General features: G+C 69.5%; 15 protein-coding genes. 6 read left to right on the top strand and 9 right to left on the bottom strand.

Annotation, left to right across the window (positions count from 1 at the left end; genetic code table 11):
* Nucleotides 1–6 precede the first annotated feature (6 nt).
* Both G582_RS0106620 and G582_RS0106615 read left to right on the top strand, forming a co-directional pair.
* A complete protein-coding gene (locus tag G582_RS0106620; RefSeq protein ID WP_156880331.1) occupies nt 7–759 on the top strand; it encodes an ABC transporter ATP-binding protein in 753 nt (250 codons plus the stop codon).
* Nucleotides 756–3,242, top strand: coding sequence for an ABC transporter permease (locus G582_RS0106615; protein ID WP_028839169.1), 2,487 nt, complete (start codon nt 756–758; stop codon nt 3,240–3,242). Before G582_RS0106620 ends, G582_RS0106615 begins: the two co-directional genes overlap by 4 nt.
* Before the next feature lie 9 nt (nt 3,243–3,251).
* On the opposite strand, the gene ygiD is transcribed toward G582_RS0106615, so the two are convergent.
* Together ygiD and G582_RS15760 are read right to left on the bottom strand one after the other, a co-directional pair.
* The gene (gene ygiD / locus G582_RS0106610; protein ID WP_028839168.1) at nt 3,252–4,118 is read right to left on the bottom strand and encodes a 4,5-DOPA-extradiol-dioxygenase; all 867 of its coding nucleotides are present in this window, start codon (nt 4,116–4,118) and stop codon (nt 3,252–3,254) included.
* 24 nt (nt 4,119–4,142) lie between these two features.
* Complete coding sequence (locus G582_RS15760; protein WP_051246881.1) at nt 4,143–5,261, bottom strand: NADH:flavin oxidoreductase/NADH oxidase; 1,119 nt, start codon at nt 5,259–5,261, stop codon at nt 4,143–4,145.
* A gap of 188 nt (nt 5,262–5,449) precedes the next feature.
* Between G582_RS15760 and G582_RS0106600 the strand changes: the two genes are divergently transcribed.
* Nucleotides 5,450–6,220, top strand: coding sequence for a hypothetical protein (locus G582_RS0106600; protein ID WP_156880329.1), 771 nt, complete (start codon nt 5,450–5,452; stop codon nt 6,218–6,220).
* A 124-nt stretch (nt 6,221–6,344) separates the two neighbouring features.
* On the opposite strand, the gene G582_RS0106595 is transcribed toward G582_RS0106600, so the two are convergent.
* Complete coding sequence (locus tag G582_RS0106595; protein ID WP_028839166.1) at nt 6,345–7,205, bottom strand: NYN domain-containing protein; 861 nt, start codon at nt 7,203–7,205, stop codon at nt 6,345–6,347.
* A gap of 122 nt (nt 7,206–7,327) precedes the next feature.
* Here G582_RS0106595 and G582_RS0106590 point away from each other — a divergent pair, with 122 nt between their 5' ends.
* On the top strand, nt 7,328–8,659 hold the full coding sequence (locus G582_RS0106590) for a Fic family protein (protein ID WP_028839165.1): 1,332 nt from the start codon (nt 7,328–7,330) through the stop codon (nt 8,657–8,659).
* A gap of 99 nt (nt 8,660–8,758) precedes the next feature.
* Here the strand turns inward: G582_RS0106590 and G582_RS0106585 are convergent, their stop codons facing one another.
* Nucleotides 8,759–9,481: a hypothetical protein gene (locus G582_RS0106585; RefSeq protein WP_028839164.1), complete on the bottom strand. Its 723-nt coding sequence runs from the start codon at nt 9,479–9,481 to the stop codon at nt 8,759–8,761.
* On the bottom strand, nt 9,478–12,357 hold the full coding sequence (locus G582_RS0106580; protein ID WP_028839163.1) for a DNA methyltransferase: 2,880 nt from the start codon (nt 12,355–12,357) through the stop codon (nt 9,478–9,480). Before G582_RS0106580 ends, G582_RS0106585 begins: the two co-directional genes overlap by 4 nt.
* A gap of 139 nt (nt 12,358–12,496) precedes the next feature.
* On the opposite strand from G582_RS0106580, the gene G582_RS0106575 reads away from it, so the two are divergent.
* Complete coding sequence (locus G582_RS0106575; RefSeq protein ID WP_028839162.1) at nt 12,497–13,879, top strand: M20/M25/M40 family metallo-hydrolase; 1,383 nt, start codon at nt 12,497–12,499, stop codon at nt 13,877–13,879.
* Between the two features lie 43 nt (nt 13,880–13,922).
* Nucleotides 13,923–15,824, top strand: a complete 1,902-nt coding sequence (locus G582_RS0106570; RefSeq protein WP_038053180.1) for an MFS transporter — start codon at nt 13,923–13,925, stop codon at nt 15,822–15,824.
* 4 nt (nt 15,825–15,828) lie between these two features.
* On the opposite strand, the gene G582_RS0106565 is transcribed toward G582_RS0106570, so the two are convergent.
* From G582_RS0106565 to G582_RS0106550, 4 genes are read right to left on the bottom strand one after another with little or no spacing between them, the layout of a single operon-like run.
* Nucleotides 15,829–16,731 (bottom strand): hypothetical protein, encoded by a 903-nt coding sequence (locus G582_RS0106565; RefSeq protein WP_028839160.1) that lies wholly within the window; start codon nt 16,729–16,731, stop codon nt 15,829–15,831.
* A gap of 45 nt (nt 16,732–16,776) precedes the next feature.
* Nucleotides 16,777–17,700 (bottom strand): NAD(+) diphosphatase, encoded by a 924-nt coding sequence (nudC, locus tag G582_RS0106560; RefSeq protein WP_038053178.1) that lies wholly within the window; start codon nt 17,698–17,700, stop codon nt 16,777–16,779.
* An 11-nt stretch (nt 17,701–17,711) separates the two neighbouring features.
* Complete coding sequence (erpA, locus tag G582_RS0106555; RefSeq protein ID WP_028839158.1) at nt 17,712–18,080, bottom strand: iron-sulfur cluster insertion protein ErpA; 369 nt, start codon at nt 18,078–18,080, stop codon at nt 17,712–17,714.
* A gap of 31 nt (nt 18,081–18,111) precedes the next feature.
* A complete protein-coding gene (locus G582_RS0106550) occupies nt 18,112–18,810 on the bottom strand; it encodes a DUF6776 family protein (protein ID WP_028839157.1) in 699 nt (232 codons plus the stop codon).
* Nucleotides 18,811–18,822 lie beyond the last annotated feature (12 nt).

Genomic DNA, 18,822 nt, shown 5'->3' with positions numbered 1-18,822 from the left:
GCCAGCATGACGCACACGCCCAGCACCCACGCCCGCACCGCCGACACCATCGCGCCCACTCCCGTTCCGGTTGCCGCAAACGCTAGCACGCCCGGACCGGGCAGCCTGCGCGCGCGCGACGTCGGCAAGACCGTGGCGCTGCCGGACGGCGCGCTGACCATCCTCGATGCGATCAACCTGGACATCGCCGCCGGCGAGCGGGTCGCCATCGTCGGCGAGTCCGGCTCCGGCAAGACCACCCTGCTGTCGCTGCTGGCCGGGCTGGACCTGCCCAGCCGCGGCGAGGTCTGGCTGGACGGCCAACCGATCCACACCACCAGCGAGGACACCCGCGCCGCGCTGCGCGCCCGTGCGGTCGGCTTCGTGTTCCAGAACTTCCAGCTGATGCCGGCGATGAGCGCGCTGGACAACGTGGCGCTGCCGCTGGAACTGCGCGGCGAGAGCGGCGGCGCGGCGGCGCGCGCGCTGCTGGAAAAAGTCGGCCTGGGCCAGCGCCTGCACCACCTGCCGCGCCAGCTGTCCGGCGGCGAGCAGCAGCGGGTGGCGATTGCCCGCGCCTTCGCCACCCGGCCACGGATCCTGTTCGCCGACGAGCCCACCGGCAATCTGGACCGCAAGACGGGGCTGGCGATCGAGGACCTGCTGTTCGGCATGGACGATGCGCGTGCCACCACGGTGGTCGTGGTCACCCATGACGAGCGCCTGGCCGCACGCTGCGACCGCCTGCTGCGGCTGGACGCCGGGCGGCTGCTGCCGTGAGCCGGCTGGCGCGGATGGCCGCGCGGCAGGCCTGGTCGGGCTGGCGCAACGGCGAATTCGGGGTGCTGCTGGCGGCGCTGTTCGTGGCGGTGCTGGCGCTGGCGGGCGTGGGCAGTATTGCGCAACGCACCACCGATGCACTGACCGCGCAGAGCCGCCGGCTGGTCGGTGGCGATGCCGCCTTCAGCAGCGACAACCGCGCGGTGGACGCCGCCCTGCGCGACGCGCAGCGGCTGGGCCTGCGCAGCTATCGCACGGTGGAATTGGCCAGCATGGTCGGCCTGCGCGGCGGCGCGCCGCAGCTGGGCACGCTGAAGGCGCTGGCCGGCGATGCGCCGCTGCTGGGGCCGTACAGCGTGCGCACCGAACGCGGCGTGCAGCGGCTGCCGCGACCGGCAGCCGGCACGCTGTGGCTGAGCGAAAGCGGCGCGGCGCGACTGCAGGCCAGGCCGGGCGCGATGATCGAAGTCGGCGGCCGGCCGCTGCGGCTGGCCGGCATCGTGGTGGAAGAACCGGATCGTCCGATTGGCGGCGTGGAGCTGGGGCCGCGCGCAATCCTGCCGCTGGCCGAGGTGGAGGCCGGCGGCCTGCTCGGCCCCGGCGCGCGGGCCTCGTGGCGGGTGGCGGTGGCCGGCCCGCCGGCGGCCATCGCGCCTTGGGTGAAAGCGCGCGAGGCCGACCGCAGCCCCGGCGCGCGGGTGGAAACCGGCGACGACCTCAGCCCGCAGCTGCGCAACGCGCTGGAAAGGGCGCAGCGCTTCCTGTCGGTCTCACTCTTGCTGACCGCAGCGCTGGCGGCGGTGGCCATCGGCATGGCCGCGCGCCAGCACGCCGAACGCCATCGCGCGATTGCCGCCACCCTGCGCGCGCTTGGCGCCGGCCAGCGCGCCATCGTCGGGCTCTACATCGGCCAGCTGGCGATCCTCGGCGCGGTCGCCATCGCGCTGGCACTGCTGGCGGCGGCCCTGCTGCAACAGCTGGCGGGGGTGTGGATCGCGCGCGAGCTGGGCACCGCGCTGCCGCCGGCAACCGCCTGGCCGCTACTCAAAGGCGCGCTGGTGGGGCTGTGGATCCTCGCCACCTTCGCCCTGCCGCCGCTACTGGCGCTGCGTCGGGTCAGCGCGCTGGCGGTGCTGCGCCAGGACCTGCGCACGCCCTCGCCACCGGCGCTGCTGCTGTTCGGGCTGGCCCTGGGCGGGCTGCTGGCGCTGTTCTGGCAGGCCGCCGGCAACGCCACCACCGGCGCCATCCTGCTGGGCGGCCTGCTGGTCACCGCCGCCGTGCTGGGCCTCGCCGGCTGGGCACTGGCGGCGCTGGTGGCGCGCGCCGGACGCGCCGGCAGCGGGATCGTCCGCTACGCCCTGCTCAACCTGTCGCGGCGGCGCCGGCTGACCATCGCCCAGGTGGTGGCGCTGGGCACCAGCCTGATGGCGCTGCTGCTGCTCCTGCTGGTGCGCACCGACGTGTGGGAACAATGGCAGGCCACCGTGCGTGGCGATGCGCCCAACCGCTTCGTCATCAACGTGCAGCCGGACCAGCGCGCCACCTTCAACGCGGTGCTCGCGCGGCTGGACTATCCCTCGGTGGGACTGTCGCCGATGATCCGCGCGCGCTACGTCGGGCCCAGTGCCGGCGAGCGCGGCCGGCCTGCGCCGCAGGGCCGCGGCGAGCGGCTGATGGACCGCGAATTCAACCTCTCCACCGCCGACGCGTTGCCCACCGGCAACAAGCTCAACGCCGGAAAGTTCTGGAACCCGGCCAGCGCGCGCAACGAATTCTCGGTGGAAACCAAGTTCGCCCAACAGCTGCGCTGGCGGCTGGGAGACACCCTGGCGTTCGACGTTGCCGGCCAGCGCATCGAAGGCCGCATCACCAGCCTGCGCGACGTGCGCTGGGAGAGCTTCACCCCCAACTTCTTCGTGCTGGCCTCGCCCGACCTGGCCCGTGACCTGCCCGCCACCTGGATCACCTCGGTGCGTGTGCCCGCCGGCGACGCGACGCTGGCAACGGCGCTGTCGCACGAGATCCCGAACGCCAACGTGATCGACATCGACGCCGTCACCGGCGAGATCCGCCGCATCGGCGACCAGGCCGCGCTGGTGATCCAGGTGGTGTTCTGGTTCGCCTTCCTGTCCGGCTGCCTGGTGTTCGTGGCGGCGGTGGCGGCGACCCGCCGCGAGCGCATCGTCGAACTGGGGGTGCTGCGCACCCTGGGCGCCAGCAGCGCGCAGCTGCGCACCGCGCAACTGGTGGAATTCGGCGCGATCGGGGCGATTTCCGGCGGGATTGCGGCAGTCGCCGCGGCCGGCATCGGCAGCTTGTTCGCGCAGCGCGTGCTGGACCTGCCGCCCACCTGGAACGCCGGCACGCTGGCGATCGGCGCGCTGGCCGGCACCGCCGCGGCGATGCTGGCCGGCTGGCTGAGCATGCGCCGGCAGCTCCACGCTACCGTGCGCGAGACGCTGGGCGCGGCGGCGGGCTGAGCCGCCCCGTCAGACGTTGGCGTTTTCCGGCGCCACGCTGGTGTCCAGCGACGCCGCGCCACCGGCATCGCCGGTACGCTCCGGGCAGTCCGCATCCAGGGTGAACGCGGTCATCGACAGCGAGCCGTAGCTGTAGCCGTCCACCAGCACGTCGGCGGGGCGGCCCGCCGCGGCGGACAGGCCCGCGAGGTAGAGCAGCGGCAGGAAATGTTCGTCGGTGGGCACCGCCAGCCGATAGTCCGGATGCGACGCCAGCGTGGCGATGTCGTGCGGGCGCTCCGCCATCAGCTGCCTGGCATCGGTGTCGAAGCGCTGCGCCCAGTCGAAGCCGGCGTCCGGCTGCTTCCAGTCGATCGCGCGCAGGTTGTGCACCACGTTGCCGCTACCCACGATCAACACGCCATGCGCGCGCAGCGCCGCCAGCTTCGCGCCCAGCGCCAGGTGCCAGTCCAGCGGCTTGCGCGCATCGATCGACAACTGCACCACCGGAATGTCGGCCTCGGGAAAGGCGTGCACCAGCACCGACCAGGTGCCGTGGTCGATGCCCCAGGCTTCGCGGTCGGCGCCGACCACGTAGTCCGGCGACACCACGTCGGCGATTTCCTCCGCCAGCGCCGGCAGCCCCGGCGCCGGATATTGCACGTCGAACAGCGCCTGCGGGAAGCCGTAGAAATCATGGATGGTGCGCGGGTTCGGCATCGCGGTCACCGCCAGCGCGTCCACATGCCAGTGCGCGGAGATCGCCAGGATCGCGCGCGGCCGCGGCACCGCCGCGCCGAACGCGCGCCAGGCTTCGCTGAAGCGGTTGCGCTCCAGCGCGTTCATGGGGCTGCCGTGGCCAAGGAACGCGGCGGGCATCAGTGGGGACGTGGGCATGGCGGGACCTCCGGGTCCTGGAAATCAGTCGGCGGTGCCGGTGGCAGGCACCAGTGCCGGCGGCATGCCGTGCGGCAGCGCGCGCAGGAAACGCGGCGAGGTGGCGACGGTCGCGCCCAGCGCGGCGGCCGCATGCCACGGCCAACGGGGATCGTAGAGTAGCGCCCGCCCCAGTGCGATGGCGTCGGCGCGGCCCTGCGCCAGCGCGGCTTCGGCCTGCTCCGCGGTGGTGATCAGGCCCACGCCGATCACCGGCATGGCGATCTCGCGGCGGAGCGCCTCCGCGAACGGCAGCTGGTAGCCCGGCCCGGCGACGATGCGCTGGGACGGATCCAGGCCGCCGCTGGACACATGCAGGTAGTGGCAACCGCGCGCATCCAGCGCCCGCGCCAGCGCAATGCTCTGGGCCAGGTCCCAGCCGCCGTCCACCCAGTCGGTGGCGGAAATGCGCACGCCCACCGCCATCGTCGCCGGCACCTCGGCGCGGATCGCGTCGAACACCTCCAGCACCAACCGCATGCGGTTTTCCAACGAGCCGCCGTAGGCATCGTCGCGATGATTGCTGAGCGGCGACAGGAACTGATGCAGCAGGTAACCGTGCGCGGCGTGGATTTCGATGGCATCCAGCCCCAGCCGCGCCGCCCGGCGCGCCGCCCGCGCGAACGCCTGCACCACCCGGGCGACGCCGACAGCGTCCAGCGCCTCTGGCAGCGGGTCGGTTTCCGCATAGCGCAGCGCGGAGGGCGCCACCGTCTGCCAGCCGTGCGGCGCATCCGGCGCGATGGCGGCGCCACCGTGCTGCCACGGACGATGGGTGGAGGCCTTGCGCCCCGCATGCGCCAGCTGCACGCCCACCGGCATCTGCGACCAGCGCCGCACGCCCGCCAGCGCCTGCGCGAACGCGGCCTCGCAGGCGTCGTCGTACAGGCCCAGGTCGGCCCAGCTGATGCGACCCTCGGGCAGCACCGCGGTGGCTTCGGTCAGCAGCAGGCCCGCACCCGACTGCGCCAGCGTGCCCCAGTGCTGCACGTGCCAGTCGTTGGCCAGCCCGTCGCTGCTGGCGTACTGGCACATCGGTGCAACCACGATGCGGTTGGCCAGCGTCAGCGGGCCGAACGAGACGGGAGCAAACAGTCGCGACATGGCGGACCTCAGGCAGATGGCCGGCCACTATCCGCGCCGCACGCACGGCCCATCAAGCGCATCAGCGGAACGCTGCCTTGCAGCTGCCGCCGCTCGGCGGGCCGGCGCGGCTGCATCCAGTCCGGCGGCCCCCGCGTATCACCCCGCACTGGCCACCCGCTGGCCTTTCACCCACAGGAGCCCCCCGAATGAATCGCCTGCCTGTTGCCCTCCTCGCTGTTGCCCTCGGCCTGCCCGCCACTGCCTTGGCCCAGAGCGGCCCCAGCTTCACCCTGATCGGCGGCGGCGACGTCTCCGTCAGCGGCGACGTGCACAAGGGCGCCATCGCCCCGATCGCCGACCTCGGCCCGCTGAACCCGGCGCTGGCCGGCGTGTCGGCGGAGCTGCGCATCGGTGCGCGCTCGTACGACCAGATCTACGGCAAGGCCACCAACTTCGGCATCGAAATGGCCTGGCCGATGGCCGGCGGCGAGTTGTTCGGGCAGCTGCTGTCCACCCGCACCAGCGCGGGCGAGGTGCAGGTGGGCGGTGCGTTCGTGCCGGCACTCAACACCACCCTGCCGGTGTACGGCCGCTTCGAGGGTTACAAGGCGATGTCGCTGGAAGGCGGCTACCGCCACTTCTTCGGCACCGGCAAGGTCCGTCCGTACGTGGCCGGGCGCATCGGCAGCACCAAGGTGGATGGCATCAACGCCACCTTCACCATTCCCGATGCCGGCATCGCCCTCGATGACGTGCCGTTCTTCGACGGTGGCTGGCAGCTCAGCGGCGGCGCCGACCTCGGCCTGCTGTGGTCGCTGTCCGAAAAAGCCTCGCTGGGCCTGGAAGTGGGCGCCCGCTACCACGGCGATATTTCCGACGACGACAGCGCGCTGTCCGGCCTGGGCCTGGCGTCGATCAACGACACCGGCAAGCGCACCTCGTACCCGGTGAACCTGCGCCTGCAGATCCGCTTCTAAGCTTCCTGCGCGCTGCTGCTGTCCCTTTCCCTGCCCGCGGCGGCGCGCGCTTTTCCTCCCCGGCACCGGGACGGCGCGCATTCGGCTGGCGCGCTGTCCCGGTGTTTTTTGTGCGCCGGTCAGTTCAGCCCGCCAGCGCCTTCACGAACAGCGCCTTCACCCCGGCTGAAGTTTCCCGCTCCACCACGCTGAAGTGGCGCGGTTGCTTGCGCAGCAGGTCGCTGAGCTTCTTCTGCCCGTACAGGCGCGGGTCGAAGTTCGGCTTGATCTTGTTGAGGTAGGCGCCCATCGCGCCCAGGTGCGCCCAACCTTCCTCGTCGGAGGCTTCCTCGATCGCCTGCCGCAGCAGGCCCAGCGGCAGCGGCAGCGGCGCGGCCTTCGCCGGCACCGATGCCGGCGGTGCAACCGGCACCGCCACTTCCGGCACCGGCGCGGGCGCCTTGGTCGCCGCCTGCTTCTTCGCCGGCGGCTTGCGCGCGGGCTTGGCCGGCGCCGCGGCGGGTGTTGCCGGCTCCGGCGCCTCGGCGCGCAGCACTTCGGTGTAGATGAACTTGTCGCAGGCCTGCACGAACGGGTCCGGCGTCTTGTGCTCGCCAAACCCGTACACGGTCAGCCCCTCCTCGCGCAGGCGCTGGGCGAGGCGGGTGAAGTCGCTGTCGCTGGACACCAGGCACATGCCGTCGAAGCGGCCGGTGTACATCAGGTCCATCGCGTCGATGATCAGCGCGCTGTCGGTGGCGTTCTTGCCGCTGGTGTAGGCGAACTGCTGCACCGGGCTGATCGAATGCTTCAGCAGCACCTTCTTCCACTGTCCCTGCTGCTGGGTGGTGAAGTCGCCGTAGATGCGCTTGACGCTGGCCAGCCCGAACTTGGCCACCTCCGCCAGCAGGCCCTCGATCACCGAGGCCTGCGCGTTGTCGGCGTCGATCAGCACCGCCAGCCGGTGCTGGCCGTCGTCGTGGGCCACATGGGCGCGGGGTTTCATGGGGTATCTCCTGTCTGTGGCGCCTGCCCAGTATCACCCCCACGGCGCCCCTCCTCTTCTCCAACGAACTACCAGTTTTCTACCAATTGCTATATGTTTCGGTACCAAATTGGTAATTGCCCATGAAGTTGCCCGTCTCGCCGCCGCCGCTGCAGTCGTTGCTCCTGCGTCACGCCGAGCAGGTCGGGCGGATCTTGAGCCTGGGCATTGGCGCGGAAGTGCGGGGCGCGTACGACCACTGGGACCACCTGCGACATTTGACGCCCCCGCCCGGCCTGAACGTTGAACAATGGTGGCTGGGCATCAAGCTTGCCCGGCAATCGCTGCGCAAGCCCCTGCCCCTTCACGACAAATCGGGGCAAAATTTCCGCCTCTCACCGAGCGACAGCATCCAGCGCAAGTTATTCCTGGTGGCCCGTGACGCGGCAGGTGCGCTGCAGGGCACAGGTGCCTTGCCTTCCGCCACCATGCAAGACCGCTACCTGGTGCGCTCGCTCATGGAAGAGGCCATGACCTCGTCACAACTCGAGGGCGCTGCAACCACCACGGAAGTGGCGAAGGAAATGCTCCGCGTCGGCAGGCCGCCCCGTGATTACGGCGAGCGGATGATCGTCAACAATTTCCAGACGATGCAGGAGCTGAAACGCTGGCTTGACGCACCGCTGACCCGGAACACCGTCTTCGAAATCCACAGGATGCTGACCGATGGCACCCTGAAGGATCCGGATGCTGCCGGCCGCTTCCGGCGGGCCGACGAAAACATCGTGGTCGAAGACGAAACGGGCACGACCCTGCACGTTCCACCGCCCGCCCACGAGCTGCCGGCACGAATGCAGGCCCTGTGCGATTTCGCCAACCAATCGGATGACGACGAACACTTCATCCATCCCGTGGTGAGGGCGATCATCATCCATTTCATGATCGGCTACGACCATCCGTTCGTTGACGGGAATGGCCGCACAGCCCGCGCGTTGTTCTATTGGTCGATGCTGCGCTCCGGGTTCTGGATGACCGAGTATTTCTCGATCTCCAGCATCCTGAAAAAGGCGCCCGCGCAGTACACGCGCGCTTACCTGTATACGGAAACGGACGATAGTGATACCAGTTACTTCATCTCCCACCAGCTCGACGTCCTGCTGAAGGCCATCGACGGCGTGCACGGATACATCGCACGCAAGCAACGCGCACAACGCGAGGCCGAAGCCCTGCTCAAGCCCGGCAGCAAGCTGGGCAGAACCCTGAACCATCGCCAGCGGGCGTTGCTGCTGAACGCCCTGAAGCATCCAGGCAAGGCCTTCACAGTGGCGGTTCACCGGCGGACGCACGACATCGCCTACGACACAGCACGTTCCGACCTGTTGGGGTTGGTCGATGCCCGGCTCATGGGTCGACACAAGCAGGGCAAGGCACACGTGTTTCTGGCGAGGCCCGACTTGGGCGAAGTGCTGAAATAAGAGCCAGCCACGCCTCGGATGATAAGGCGTGGCGAGATCAGGTGTATCCGCGCGAGGAAAACGATCAGGCCTGGTGAGCGGCGCGATCACAAAAAATAATCAGCCCGCGTCCGTGCCCAGATCGACCAACCGCACCCAGTGGCCATCCCTGTTGCGGTATTTCCAGAACCACCAGCCGTTCATGCTGCGGTTGACGATGGACACGGCAGCGGCGCTGAGCGACGGGTAGATCGCCCCACCCAGCTTGACGGTACCGTCGCGGAGCAGCGTGGCGCGGTAGGCCTGGCGCTTGTAGTCGGCCTGCAAACTTAGCGGCCGCGGCAATGCGGCGAATGCAGCCTCGCGGTTGCTGGACTGGGTTGTGCCGACGGCACGCGGCGACGTGGCCTTGGGTGCGGTCGGCGTGCGGGACGCCCTGCCGAGGGCGGCCGCCCGCAAGCTGTCGTCGCGCCGCTTCATGGCCTGCGCCAGCGCGCGCTTGCGGTCGCTGGCCCCCGGCAGCCGACCGCTCTGCTTGTTCCCGCTCGGGCTGTAGACCCGCAATAGCAGCGACTCCAGCGGCTTCAGATGTTCATCGCGTGCGGTGAGGTACACGCTGAAGCGGTTCCACGCACCGCGATGATGATCGCTCTGGTGCTGGTCCACCCGCCGCAGCAAGTCCACCGCCAGCCCGACGTAGTACAGGGTGTCGTCCTTGTAGAGCGCATAGATGCCGGAATGGCCGCGGATCAATTCGGCAAGCTGCGGACGATAGCGCGCCTCCAGGATGGCGCCGGACATGCGCTCGATGTACTCGGTGACGAGGGTGTCGTGCTGGCTCATGCGGCTCCCTTTGCCTTGCGTGGCTTCTTCGGCTTGTCGGCGGGCAGCAGGCTGGTCAGTGCCTGGTAGCGCTGGAACAGGAAGGCCACGCGGTCGGCGTCGGTGTCCAGTTTGGGCGGCTTGCGGCCGGCGGCTTTCTCGGCGGCGATGTAGGCGGCGTCCACGGCCTTGTCCAGCGCGGCGTGGGCTTTCACCAGCGCGGGCGGCATGGTCAGCGGGTCGTAGAGGTCCGCCAGCGTGGCGTCGGGGAATTGCGCGCGGGCGTCGAGGACGGCCTGGGCGGCGGCTTCGATGGCGGCGCGATATCGGTTGTCGTCAGCCCCGTCTTTTGTAGGAGCGCACCGCAGGGGCGCGATCGGGATGTCGTCGTTGGTCGCGCCCGTTCCGTGCGCTCCTACGGAAGCGGGATCGGGCAGATCGGGCCAGGGGAAGTTGTTGTAGACGATGCCGGCGGAGTAGCGGTAGCGGCTTTCGAGGCGACCACAAACGGCACGCGCCCACGCCATGTGCATGGTGGACGTGACGATACCCAAGTGGAACAGCGTCGCGTTCGGGACGATTTTTACGAGATTGCTGCACAACGTATCCGGCGTCATGAACCCGATTGGAATGAACGTTCTCCGCTCAGACGATACCTCAGGGATCACCAGATAGTTGTCGTCCGGAATGTTCTCCACATGGAACCGCGTCGGCGTATCCGCCAGCTTCTGCGTCGGTGCGCTGGGGCTGGCTTTACGGACATTGTGCACAGCCTCTACGCGCTTCATTGCCTCCGGCATCGCCCGCAACACTGCCGGCGGGCAGTTGCCCAACCACAGGCACCAGCGTTCCCAGCCGTTGATGAACTCATCCGATCCCAGCCAGCGCCGAAACCACGCCGCCGCTGCCGGCTCACTGGCGATGAACGCATCGCGCTCTTCGGTGGTGAACAGGTAGTTGCCGCCGTCGATCGGCTTGTTGCCGATGCCAATCTCCGGCACGTTGCAGATCGGCTTGCTGCGGTTCGGCAGCAGCACATCCGCCGCATCCACCAGATACGGATTGATGTTGCCCACAGACAGCCGATGCGGCTCGCCCGCGATGCTTTCGTACTCGAACAGCTGCTTGGGTGTCACATCACCCAGCGCAAATCCCACGATCACGCAATGCACCGCGGCCACGCCGCGTGCCTCGTTGTTCCAGCGGAACGTGCGGTGTGCGAAGAAAATGCGGCAACCGCGCCGCAGCATCTCGCCCCACAGGACGCCGACCTGCTCGCCTTGGCAGATGGAGTTAGTGGAGACGAACGCGACGCGGATCGGATGACCTTCGATGTAACGCGCTGCTTTCAGATACCACGCACTGACGAAATCCAGCACGCCCGCGCCCTTCAGCTCGCCCGCGATGGCCAGCAGGTCTTCGCGCTGCCCGGCCGTCATCAGCTTGGAGCCAATAAACGGCGGATTCCCCAAAATGAAACTCAGCCGCTCCGCCGGCACCACCGCGTTCCAGTCGAGCCGCAGCGCGTTGCCATGCACGATGGTGGCGGACTTCTTCAGCGGCAGGCGCACCACGTTTTCGCCGAACTGCTCCGACACGCGCAGGTTCATCTGGTGGTCCATCAGCCACATCGCCACCTGCGCGATCTGCGCCGGGAACTCCTCGATCTCGATGCCGTGGAACTGGTCCACGTCCACCAGCACGTGGTCCTGCACATGCGCCAGCACCGACTGCTGGGTGGCGAACTGGCGCGTCAGCACCTCCAGCTCCAGCGCGCGCAGCTCGCGGTAGGCGATCACCAGGAAGTTGCCGCAGCCGCAGGCCGGGTCCAGGAAGGTCAGCGTGGCCAGCTTGCGGTGCAGCTGCGCCAGTTTGCGCTCGTCGTTGCCGGCCTTGTCCAGCTCCGCCTTCAGCCCGTCCAGGAACAGCGGGCCAATCAATTTCAGGATGTTCTTCTCGCTGGTGTAGTGCGCGCCCAGGTTGCGGCGGGCCTTGGCGTCCATCACCGACTGGAACATGGAGCCGAAGATGGCCGGGCTGATGCGGCTCCAGTCCAGCAGGCTTGCGTCCAGCAGCAGCGCGCGCATCTGCGCGTTGAAATCGGCCAGCGGCAGGAGCTCCTCGAACAGCCTGCCGTTGACGTAGGGCAGTTCCGCCAGCTGCTCGTCCAGCGTGGTCTGACGCTTTTCCGGCGCGGTGTTGAGTACCTGGAACGCGCGCCCGATCCACATGCCCAGGTCGGCACCGTCTTCGCTGGTGCGCTGGGCGATGAGGTCGTGGAAGCTCTGCCGCGGGAAGATGCCGGTGTCGTCGGCGAACAGGCAGAACAGCAGCCGCACCAGCAGCAGCTCCAGCGCGTGGCCATCGTAACCGGCGGCCTTCAGCGCATCGTGCAGGCGGCCCATGCGCTCGGCGGCCTGCACGTTGACGGGGTCTTCTTCCTTGTAGCTGCGGGTCTGGTAGCCGCTGATGAAGCCGAAGCGGCCGATCTGCTTATGCAGCTCGGCCAGCGCAAAGTCGGCGCGCTCGCCGGTTTCCAGATCGTGCAGGCGGAAGCGCTGGAAGTCGGACACCAGCACGAAGCGCGGCAGCTCCGCGTCCTTGATGCCGGCGAAGTAGTCGGTGGCCTGCTGGAACGCGGCGTCGAGGTCGCGGCCTTCGCTCTTGTGTTCGGCCAGCATCACGCCCGGCCAGAACACGTCGATGCGGCCGTGGGTGCTGCCTGTGAAGCGCGCGGCCTTCTGCTCGAACACGGCCACGCGCCGGCGGTTGACGCCGAAAACGTTGAAAAAGTCGTTCCAGAAACTCTGCGCCTCGGCGCGTTCGCTGGATTCCCCGGCCCATTCCCTGGCAAACGCGCGTGCGCGCTCGCGGATTTCATTGAGACTCAGCGGCATTGGTTCCCTCCGCCGGGCAGCATAAGCCAGCCCCGCCCGCAGGGGAGGACCAGCGGGTTGTTGAAAGAGTGACAAATGACCGATCCACCCCGGCAGGCGAAAGGCTACGCTGCCGGCATCGCCATTCCGCAGGCCCGCCATGCGCAAGCTGCTCCCGCTGCTGTTCTGCCTGACCACCGCCAGCGCGCTCGCGCAGGACGCGCCGCCGCCGGCCGACATGCCGCTGCTGGATGCGCTGGGCCGCGCGCCGTCGGCCGCCAACATCGAGCGCGACGTGCGCACGCTGGTGGGCTTCGGCACGCGCCACACGCTGTCGGACACGGTGTCGGCCACGCGCGGGATCGGCGCGGCGCGGCGCTGGGTGTTCGATGAATTCACCCGCATCTCCAAGGCCTGCGGCGGCTGCCTGGAAGTGCGCTACGTCAGCGGCACGGTGCAGGGCGAGCCGCGCATTCCCGGCCCGGTGGAAGTGGTCAGCGTGATCGCGATCCAGCGCGGCAACGTGGATCCGAACCGCTACGTGATCATGAGCGGCGACATCGATTCGCGGGTCAGCGACGTGATGGACGCCACCTCCGATGCGCCAGGCGCCAACGACAACGCCAGCGGCGTGGCCGGCACGCTGGAAGCGGCACGGGTGCTGAGCAGGCAGCGCTTCGCCGGTTCCATCGTGTACGCGGCGCTGGCCGGCGAGGAGCAGGGCCTGTTCGGCGGCAAGTTCCTGGCCGAGGAGGCCAGGCGCCAGGGCTGGCGAGTGGAGGCGGTACTGAACAACGACATGATCGGCAACACCCGCGGCATCGACGGCATCGACGACAACATCACCGCGCGGGTGTTCTCCGAAGGCACGCGCGTCACCGAAACCGCGGAGGAAGCGCGCGCGCGCCGCTTCACCGGCGGCGAGCTGGATTCGCCCAGCCGCAACCTGGCCCGCTACATCGCGCGGATGGCGGCGCACGTGCCCAACCTCGAAGTGATGATGGTCAACCGGCTGGACCGCTTCGGCCGCGGCGGCCACCACCGGCCGTTCAACGACCTGGGGTATCCAGCGGTGCGGGTGATGGAAACCCACGAACACTACGACCGCCAGCACCAGGACCTGCGCACCGAGACGGACCCGCAAGGGCAGCGCCGGGTGTACGGCGACACCATCGACGGCGTGGACTTCGCGTATGCGGCCAAGCTCACCGCATTGAACGTGGTGGCCTTGGCCGGTATGGCCGCCGCGCCGCCGCCACCGGCAGAGGTACGCATCGAAGGCGCGGTCAGCGCCGACACAACCCTGAAGTGGAAGCGCCCTTCTCCGGCGCAGGCCGCCAACCTGGCCGGCTATCGCGTGTACTGGCGCCTGACCACCGACCCGCAGTGGACGCGCAGCCGCTGGGTGGGCGACGTGGAAACCGCCACCCTGCAGAACGTGGTGATCGACAACTACTTCTTCGGCGTGGCGGCGGTGGCGAAGGACGGCAGCGAAAGCCCGGTAGTGTTCCCCGGCGCGGCGGGCAGCTTCGGCGGGTACTGACACGGGCTTCCGCTATTCTCCGGCAATCGTCCGGGGGATGCCGATGGCCCATTCGCAATTCGACCTGCTGCGGCAGCGCCGCTTCCTGCCGTATTTCGTCGTCCAGTCGCTGGGCGCGTTCAACGACAACGTGTACCGGCAGGCGATCATCGGCCTGCTGGCCTACATGGCGGTGGGCAGCAGCCAGATGGGGCTGTACGCCAACCTCGCCCCTGCGATCTTCATCCTGCCCTACTTCCTGTTCTCGGCCACCGCCGGGCAAATCGCGGAGAAGCTGGAGAAGCAGAAGCTGATCGTCATCACCACCACGATGGAGATCGCGGTGATGTCGCTGGCGGCGGTGGGCTTCCTGCTGCAGAGCATGCCGATCCTGCTGCTGGCGCTGTTCGGCACCGGCATGCAGTCCACCCTGTTCGGGCCGGTGAAGTATTCGATCCTGCCGTCGGTGCTCAAGCCCGAGGAACTCACCGGCGGCAACGGGCTGGTGGAGATGGGCACCTCGCTGTCGATCCTGATCGGGATGATCTTCGGCGGCCTGATCTTCCAGCTGGCCGGCGCGCACGGGCCGCAGGTGGCGGCGGTGTCGGTGATCCTGATGGCGATCGCCGGCAACCTGGTGGCGCGACGGATTCCGACGGTCGATGCAGGTGATCCCACGCTGAAGATCAGTTGGAACATCCTGCGCGAGTCCTGGCGCATCTGGCAGCTGACCCGCCGCCAGCCGGCGGTGCGCAACGCGGTGCTGGGGGTGAGCTGGTTCTGGTTCGTCGGCACGGTGCTGACCGCGCAGCTGCCGGTGTATGCGCAGGCCAACCTCGGCGGCACGCAGAACCTCTACATCTTCGCGCTGGCGCTGTTCTCGGTGGGCGTGGGCGTGGGCTCGATGTCGTGCGAAAAACTTTCCGGGCGCACGGTGGAAATCGGCCTGGTGCCGCTGGGCGCGTTCGGCGTCAGCGCCTTCCTGCTCGACCTGTATTTCGCCCGGCCCGGCCAGGCGCTGGCGCACGGGCTGTCGCTGATGCAGTTCATCGAGGCGCCCCGCAGCTGGCGGATCATGCTGGACCTGACCGGCATCGGCCTGTTCACCGGCTTCTTCGTGGTGCCGCTGTTCGCGCTGATCCAGAGCCGCACGCCGCGCAACGAACTGGCGCGGGTGATCTCCGGGATGAACATCCAGAACGCGATGTTCATCGTCGCCGCCGCGCTGATCGGGCTGGCACTGCAGCGCTACTTCGGCTGGAACATCCCGCAGGTGTTCCTGGCGCTGGCGATCGCCAACACGCTGGTGGCGATCTGGATCTTCAGCATCGTCCCCGAATTCCTGATGCGCTTCCTCAGCTGGGTGATGGTGCGCACGCTGTACCGGCTGAAGCTGCATGGCATCGAACAGCAGGTGCCGGACGAGGGCGCGGCGCTGCTGGTGTGCAACCACGTCAGCTACATGGACGCCTTGATCCTGTCCGCCTGCATCCCGCGGCCGGCGCGCTTCGTGATGTATTACCGGATCTTCAACATCCCGGTGATGCGCTGGATCTTCCGCACCGCCAAGGCGATCCCGATTGCCGGCGCGCGCGAAAACCCGGAGATCATGCAGCGCGCGTTCGACGCGGTGGACGCGGCGCTGGCCGAGGGCGAGCTGGTCTGCATCTTCCCCGAGGGTGCGCTGACCAAGGACGGTAACATCGCGCCGTTCAAGTCCGGCGTGGAGAAGATCCTGCAGCGCGCCGCGGCGCGCGGCCAGAGCGTGCCGGTGGTGCCGCTGGCGCTGAAGAACATGTGGGGCAGCATGTGGAGCCGGCGCGACGGCGGCATGCACCGCATGCGCATCCCGCGCCGGCTGCGCGCCCATATCGAAGTGATGGCGGGTGCCCCGGTGGACGGCGGCAGCGCCACCGCGGAGCTGCTGGAAGCGCAGGTGCGCGCGCTGCGCGGCGACGCGGCGTAAATCGCTATCCCGCCCAGCCCGCAATCACCACCAGCGCCAGCACCGCCAGCCACAGCACCAGCACGCGCCAGACCAGGCTCATCGCATCGCGCAGTTCCGGCAGTTCGCCGAAGGCTTCTGCCAGCGCGGTGGAAGCGGGAATGCCGGCGTCGGTGAAATCGGCCACCTCCTCGGCGATCTCGCAGCGCACGCTGGCGCGCGCCGCGCCGGCCAGCAGCCTGCCCTGCAGGCCGAACGCGCCCGGCTCGCGCCAGGCAGCGGCCACGCTGTCGAAGTTGGCCACCAGCGCCAGCGCCAGCGTCATCAGCTGCACCGCCGGCCATTCCAGCAGCGCCAGCCAGACGCGCGCGCCGTCCAGCGTGTCGGGCGGCATCGCGTCGGCATCCTGGGTGGCGGCCTGCGCGCTCAGCCGGTAAAGCAGCGCGCCGAACGGGCCGAGCAGGCAGAACCAGAACAGCACCGCGAACCAGCGCCGCAGCGCGTTGGTGAACACCGCCTCGACCAGCGAACCGCCGTCCAGCCGCGGCGATACGCCGGCCGGCCACAGCGGCGCGGCGGCGGCGCGGCGGCCGGCGGGGTTCGGGGCATCCAGGATCGCCTGCACATCCACGTCGAGATCACGCGGGCCCCAGCACCAGAACAGCACCGCGATGCCCAGCAGCAGCCCCGGCAGGCCCCACAGCGGGCTGCGCAATCCGAACTGCAGCAGCGCCATCGGCAGCAGCGGCACCAGCAGCGCCAGCGCGATGCCGTAAGGCCCGCGCCAGAAGCTTCCGGCCGGGAACTGCGCGTTCAGCCACTGCAGCCAGCTGCGGAACCAGCCGAACCGGCGCAACCCGGCGGCGAACGCGGGCGCCAGGTGGCCGACGGCAAGCGCGACGATGACGGCAAGCAGGGTGGCGGTCATGTCGGCAGTGTAGAGCGTGCGGCGACTGCCCGAGCGCGCGTCGCGTCAGCGCCCGGCGCGCGCCGCGTCGTGTTGGTCCAGCCAGCAGCGGATCACGTGGCGGGCGATGGACACCGGCGAGGACAGCACGATGCCTTCGCCTTCACCGTCGGCATCGCGCCAGTCGCATTCCAGCCCGGCGCGCACCTCCTCGGCGCTGAACCAGCGCGCGTCCTCCAGCTCCTCGTCGGCGCGCGGCGGATCGGGTTCGGCATCGGCGATGAAGCCCAGCATCAGCGAGCCGGGGAACGGCCACGGCTGCGAAGCCAGATAGCGCGCGCTGTCCACCCGCACCCGCACGCCGGTTTCCTCCATCACCTCGCGCGCTACCGTCTGCTCCAGCGTCTCGCCGGGTTCGACGAAGCCGGCCACCACCGACCAGCGCCGCGCCGGCCAGCCGGCCTGGCGGCCCAGCAGCAGGCGCTCGCCGTCGGTGATGGCGGCGATCACCGCCTGGTCGGTACGCGGGTAGTGCTCGCTGCCACAGCCGTCGCATCGCCCGAGCCAGCCGGCGCGCACGAAGCGCAGCGCGCCGCCGCAGGCCGCGCAGTAGCGATGCTGCTGGTGCCAGTGCTGCACCGCGCGCGCCTGCGCGAACAAGGTGGCCTGCCAAGCCGGCCACTGCGCGGCGGCGCGGCGCAGGTCAATCCGGGCGGGTGCGTCGATGCCGCGCGCGGCGGCGGCCACCGAAAACCATGCCCGCCCGTCGCTTTGGCCAAGGAACACCGCATCGCCGGGCCCATCGGCCAGCGCCGCGCCGTCCAGCGCCAGCAGCCGCGCGTCCGCATCGGCCAGCGCATGGCCGGCCTCGTCCAGCGCAATCACGCCCGCCCGCGACCAGGCCGCGGCAAGTGCAGCTGGGTCGTCACGCAGATGGTCGGCGCGATCCAGCGCGCCATCGACGAATGCGAACGGCGATGCGGGCCGCATCCCCGCGGCGCTCACACGGTGAAGCTGCTGCCGCAGCCGCAGGTGGTCTTGGCGTTGGGATTGCGGATCACGAACTGGGCGCCGGCCAGCGATTCGCTATAGTCCACTTCGGCCCCGGCGAGGTACTGCAGGCTGAGCGGATCGACCAGCAGGGTGGCGCCGTCGGTGACGATGGCGATGTCGTCCTCGTTGCGGCCCTCGTCGAACTCGAAGCCGTACTGGAAGCCGGAACAACCGCCGCCCTGGATGAAGGCGCGCAGGCTGAGCGAAGCATTGCCCTCTTCGGCCACCAGCTCGCGCACCTTGGCGGCGGCGGCGGTGGTGAAGCGCAGCGGCGACGGCGTGGCCGGCGCGGTCTGGTCGAGTACGGCGAATTCCATGCGTCCAGCATGGGGGCCGAGGGCCGCCGATTCAACCTCCGGCAGGCGCGCTGGCGGCGCTCCAGGTGAACGACTGCTCCACCGCCGGCCCCGTAGCCGGCAGCAGCCGCACCACCACCCGCACCGGGCGGATTCCGCGCGGCAGCACGATGTCACCCTCTACCTGCTGGAAATAGCGGAACGAATACTCGATCCCGGGCGCGCCGGCCTGCTGGCGCAGCACGCTCCAGTCCAGCCGCCGCATGCTGCCGCCGTCGGTGGCTTCCAGCGCCAGCTGCAGGCGGCCGCTGCTGACCGCGCCGCGGTTGAGGTTCTGGGTCAGGGTGGCGACGAAATGCCATAGCTGCGGGTCGCGCTGCGGCGCCAGCTTCAGCTCGTGCACCGACAGCCCGCGGCGCTGCCCGGTGGCGCCGACGAAACGCTCGTAGAAGGCGACGTCCGCACGCAGGCCGGCGATTTCCTCGTCGCGCTCGGCCAGGGTGGCCTGCAGGTCGGCATTGGCCTGGCGGCTGATCTGGTCGGAACGTGCCAGGGTGGCGCTGCGCTGTTCCAGCGCCTCGATCCGGCGGGCCTGCTGGCGCAGCTGTTCGCCGGCGTTGGCGGGGGTCGGCGCGAACGCGCGCCACGCCCCCCACCCGCCCAGCAGCAGCGCCGCCACCACCAGCGCCACCAGCGCCGTGCGCGGATGGCCGGCACGGGACCTGCGCTGCAAAGGCGTGGGCGTCGGCATCGCGGTGATATC

Source organism: Thermomonas fusca DSM 15424 (assembly GCF_000423885.1).
Taxonomy (GTDB): domain Bacteria; phylum Pseudomonadota; class Gammaproteobacteria; order Xanthomonadales; family Xanthomonadaceae; genus Thermomonas; species Thermomonas fusca.
Note: the sequence above shows the minus strand (reverse complement) of the source record. Positions and strands in the feature narration are given on the sequence as shown.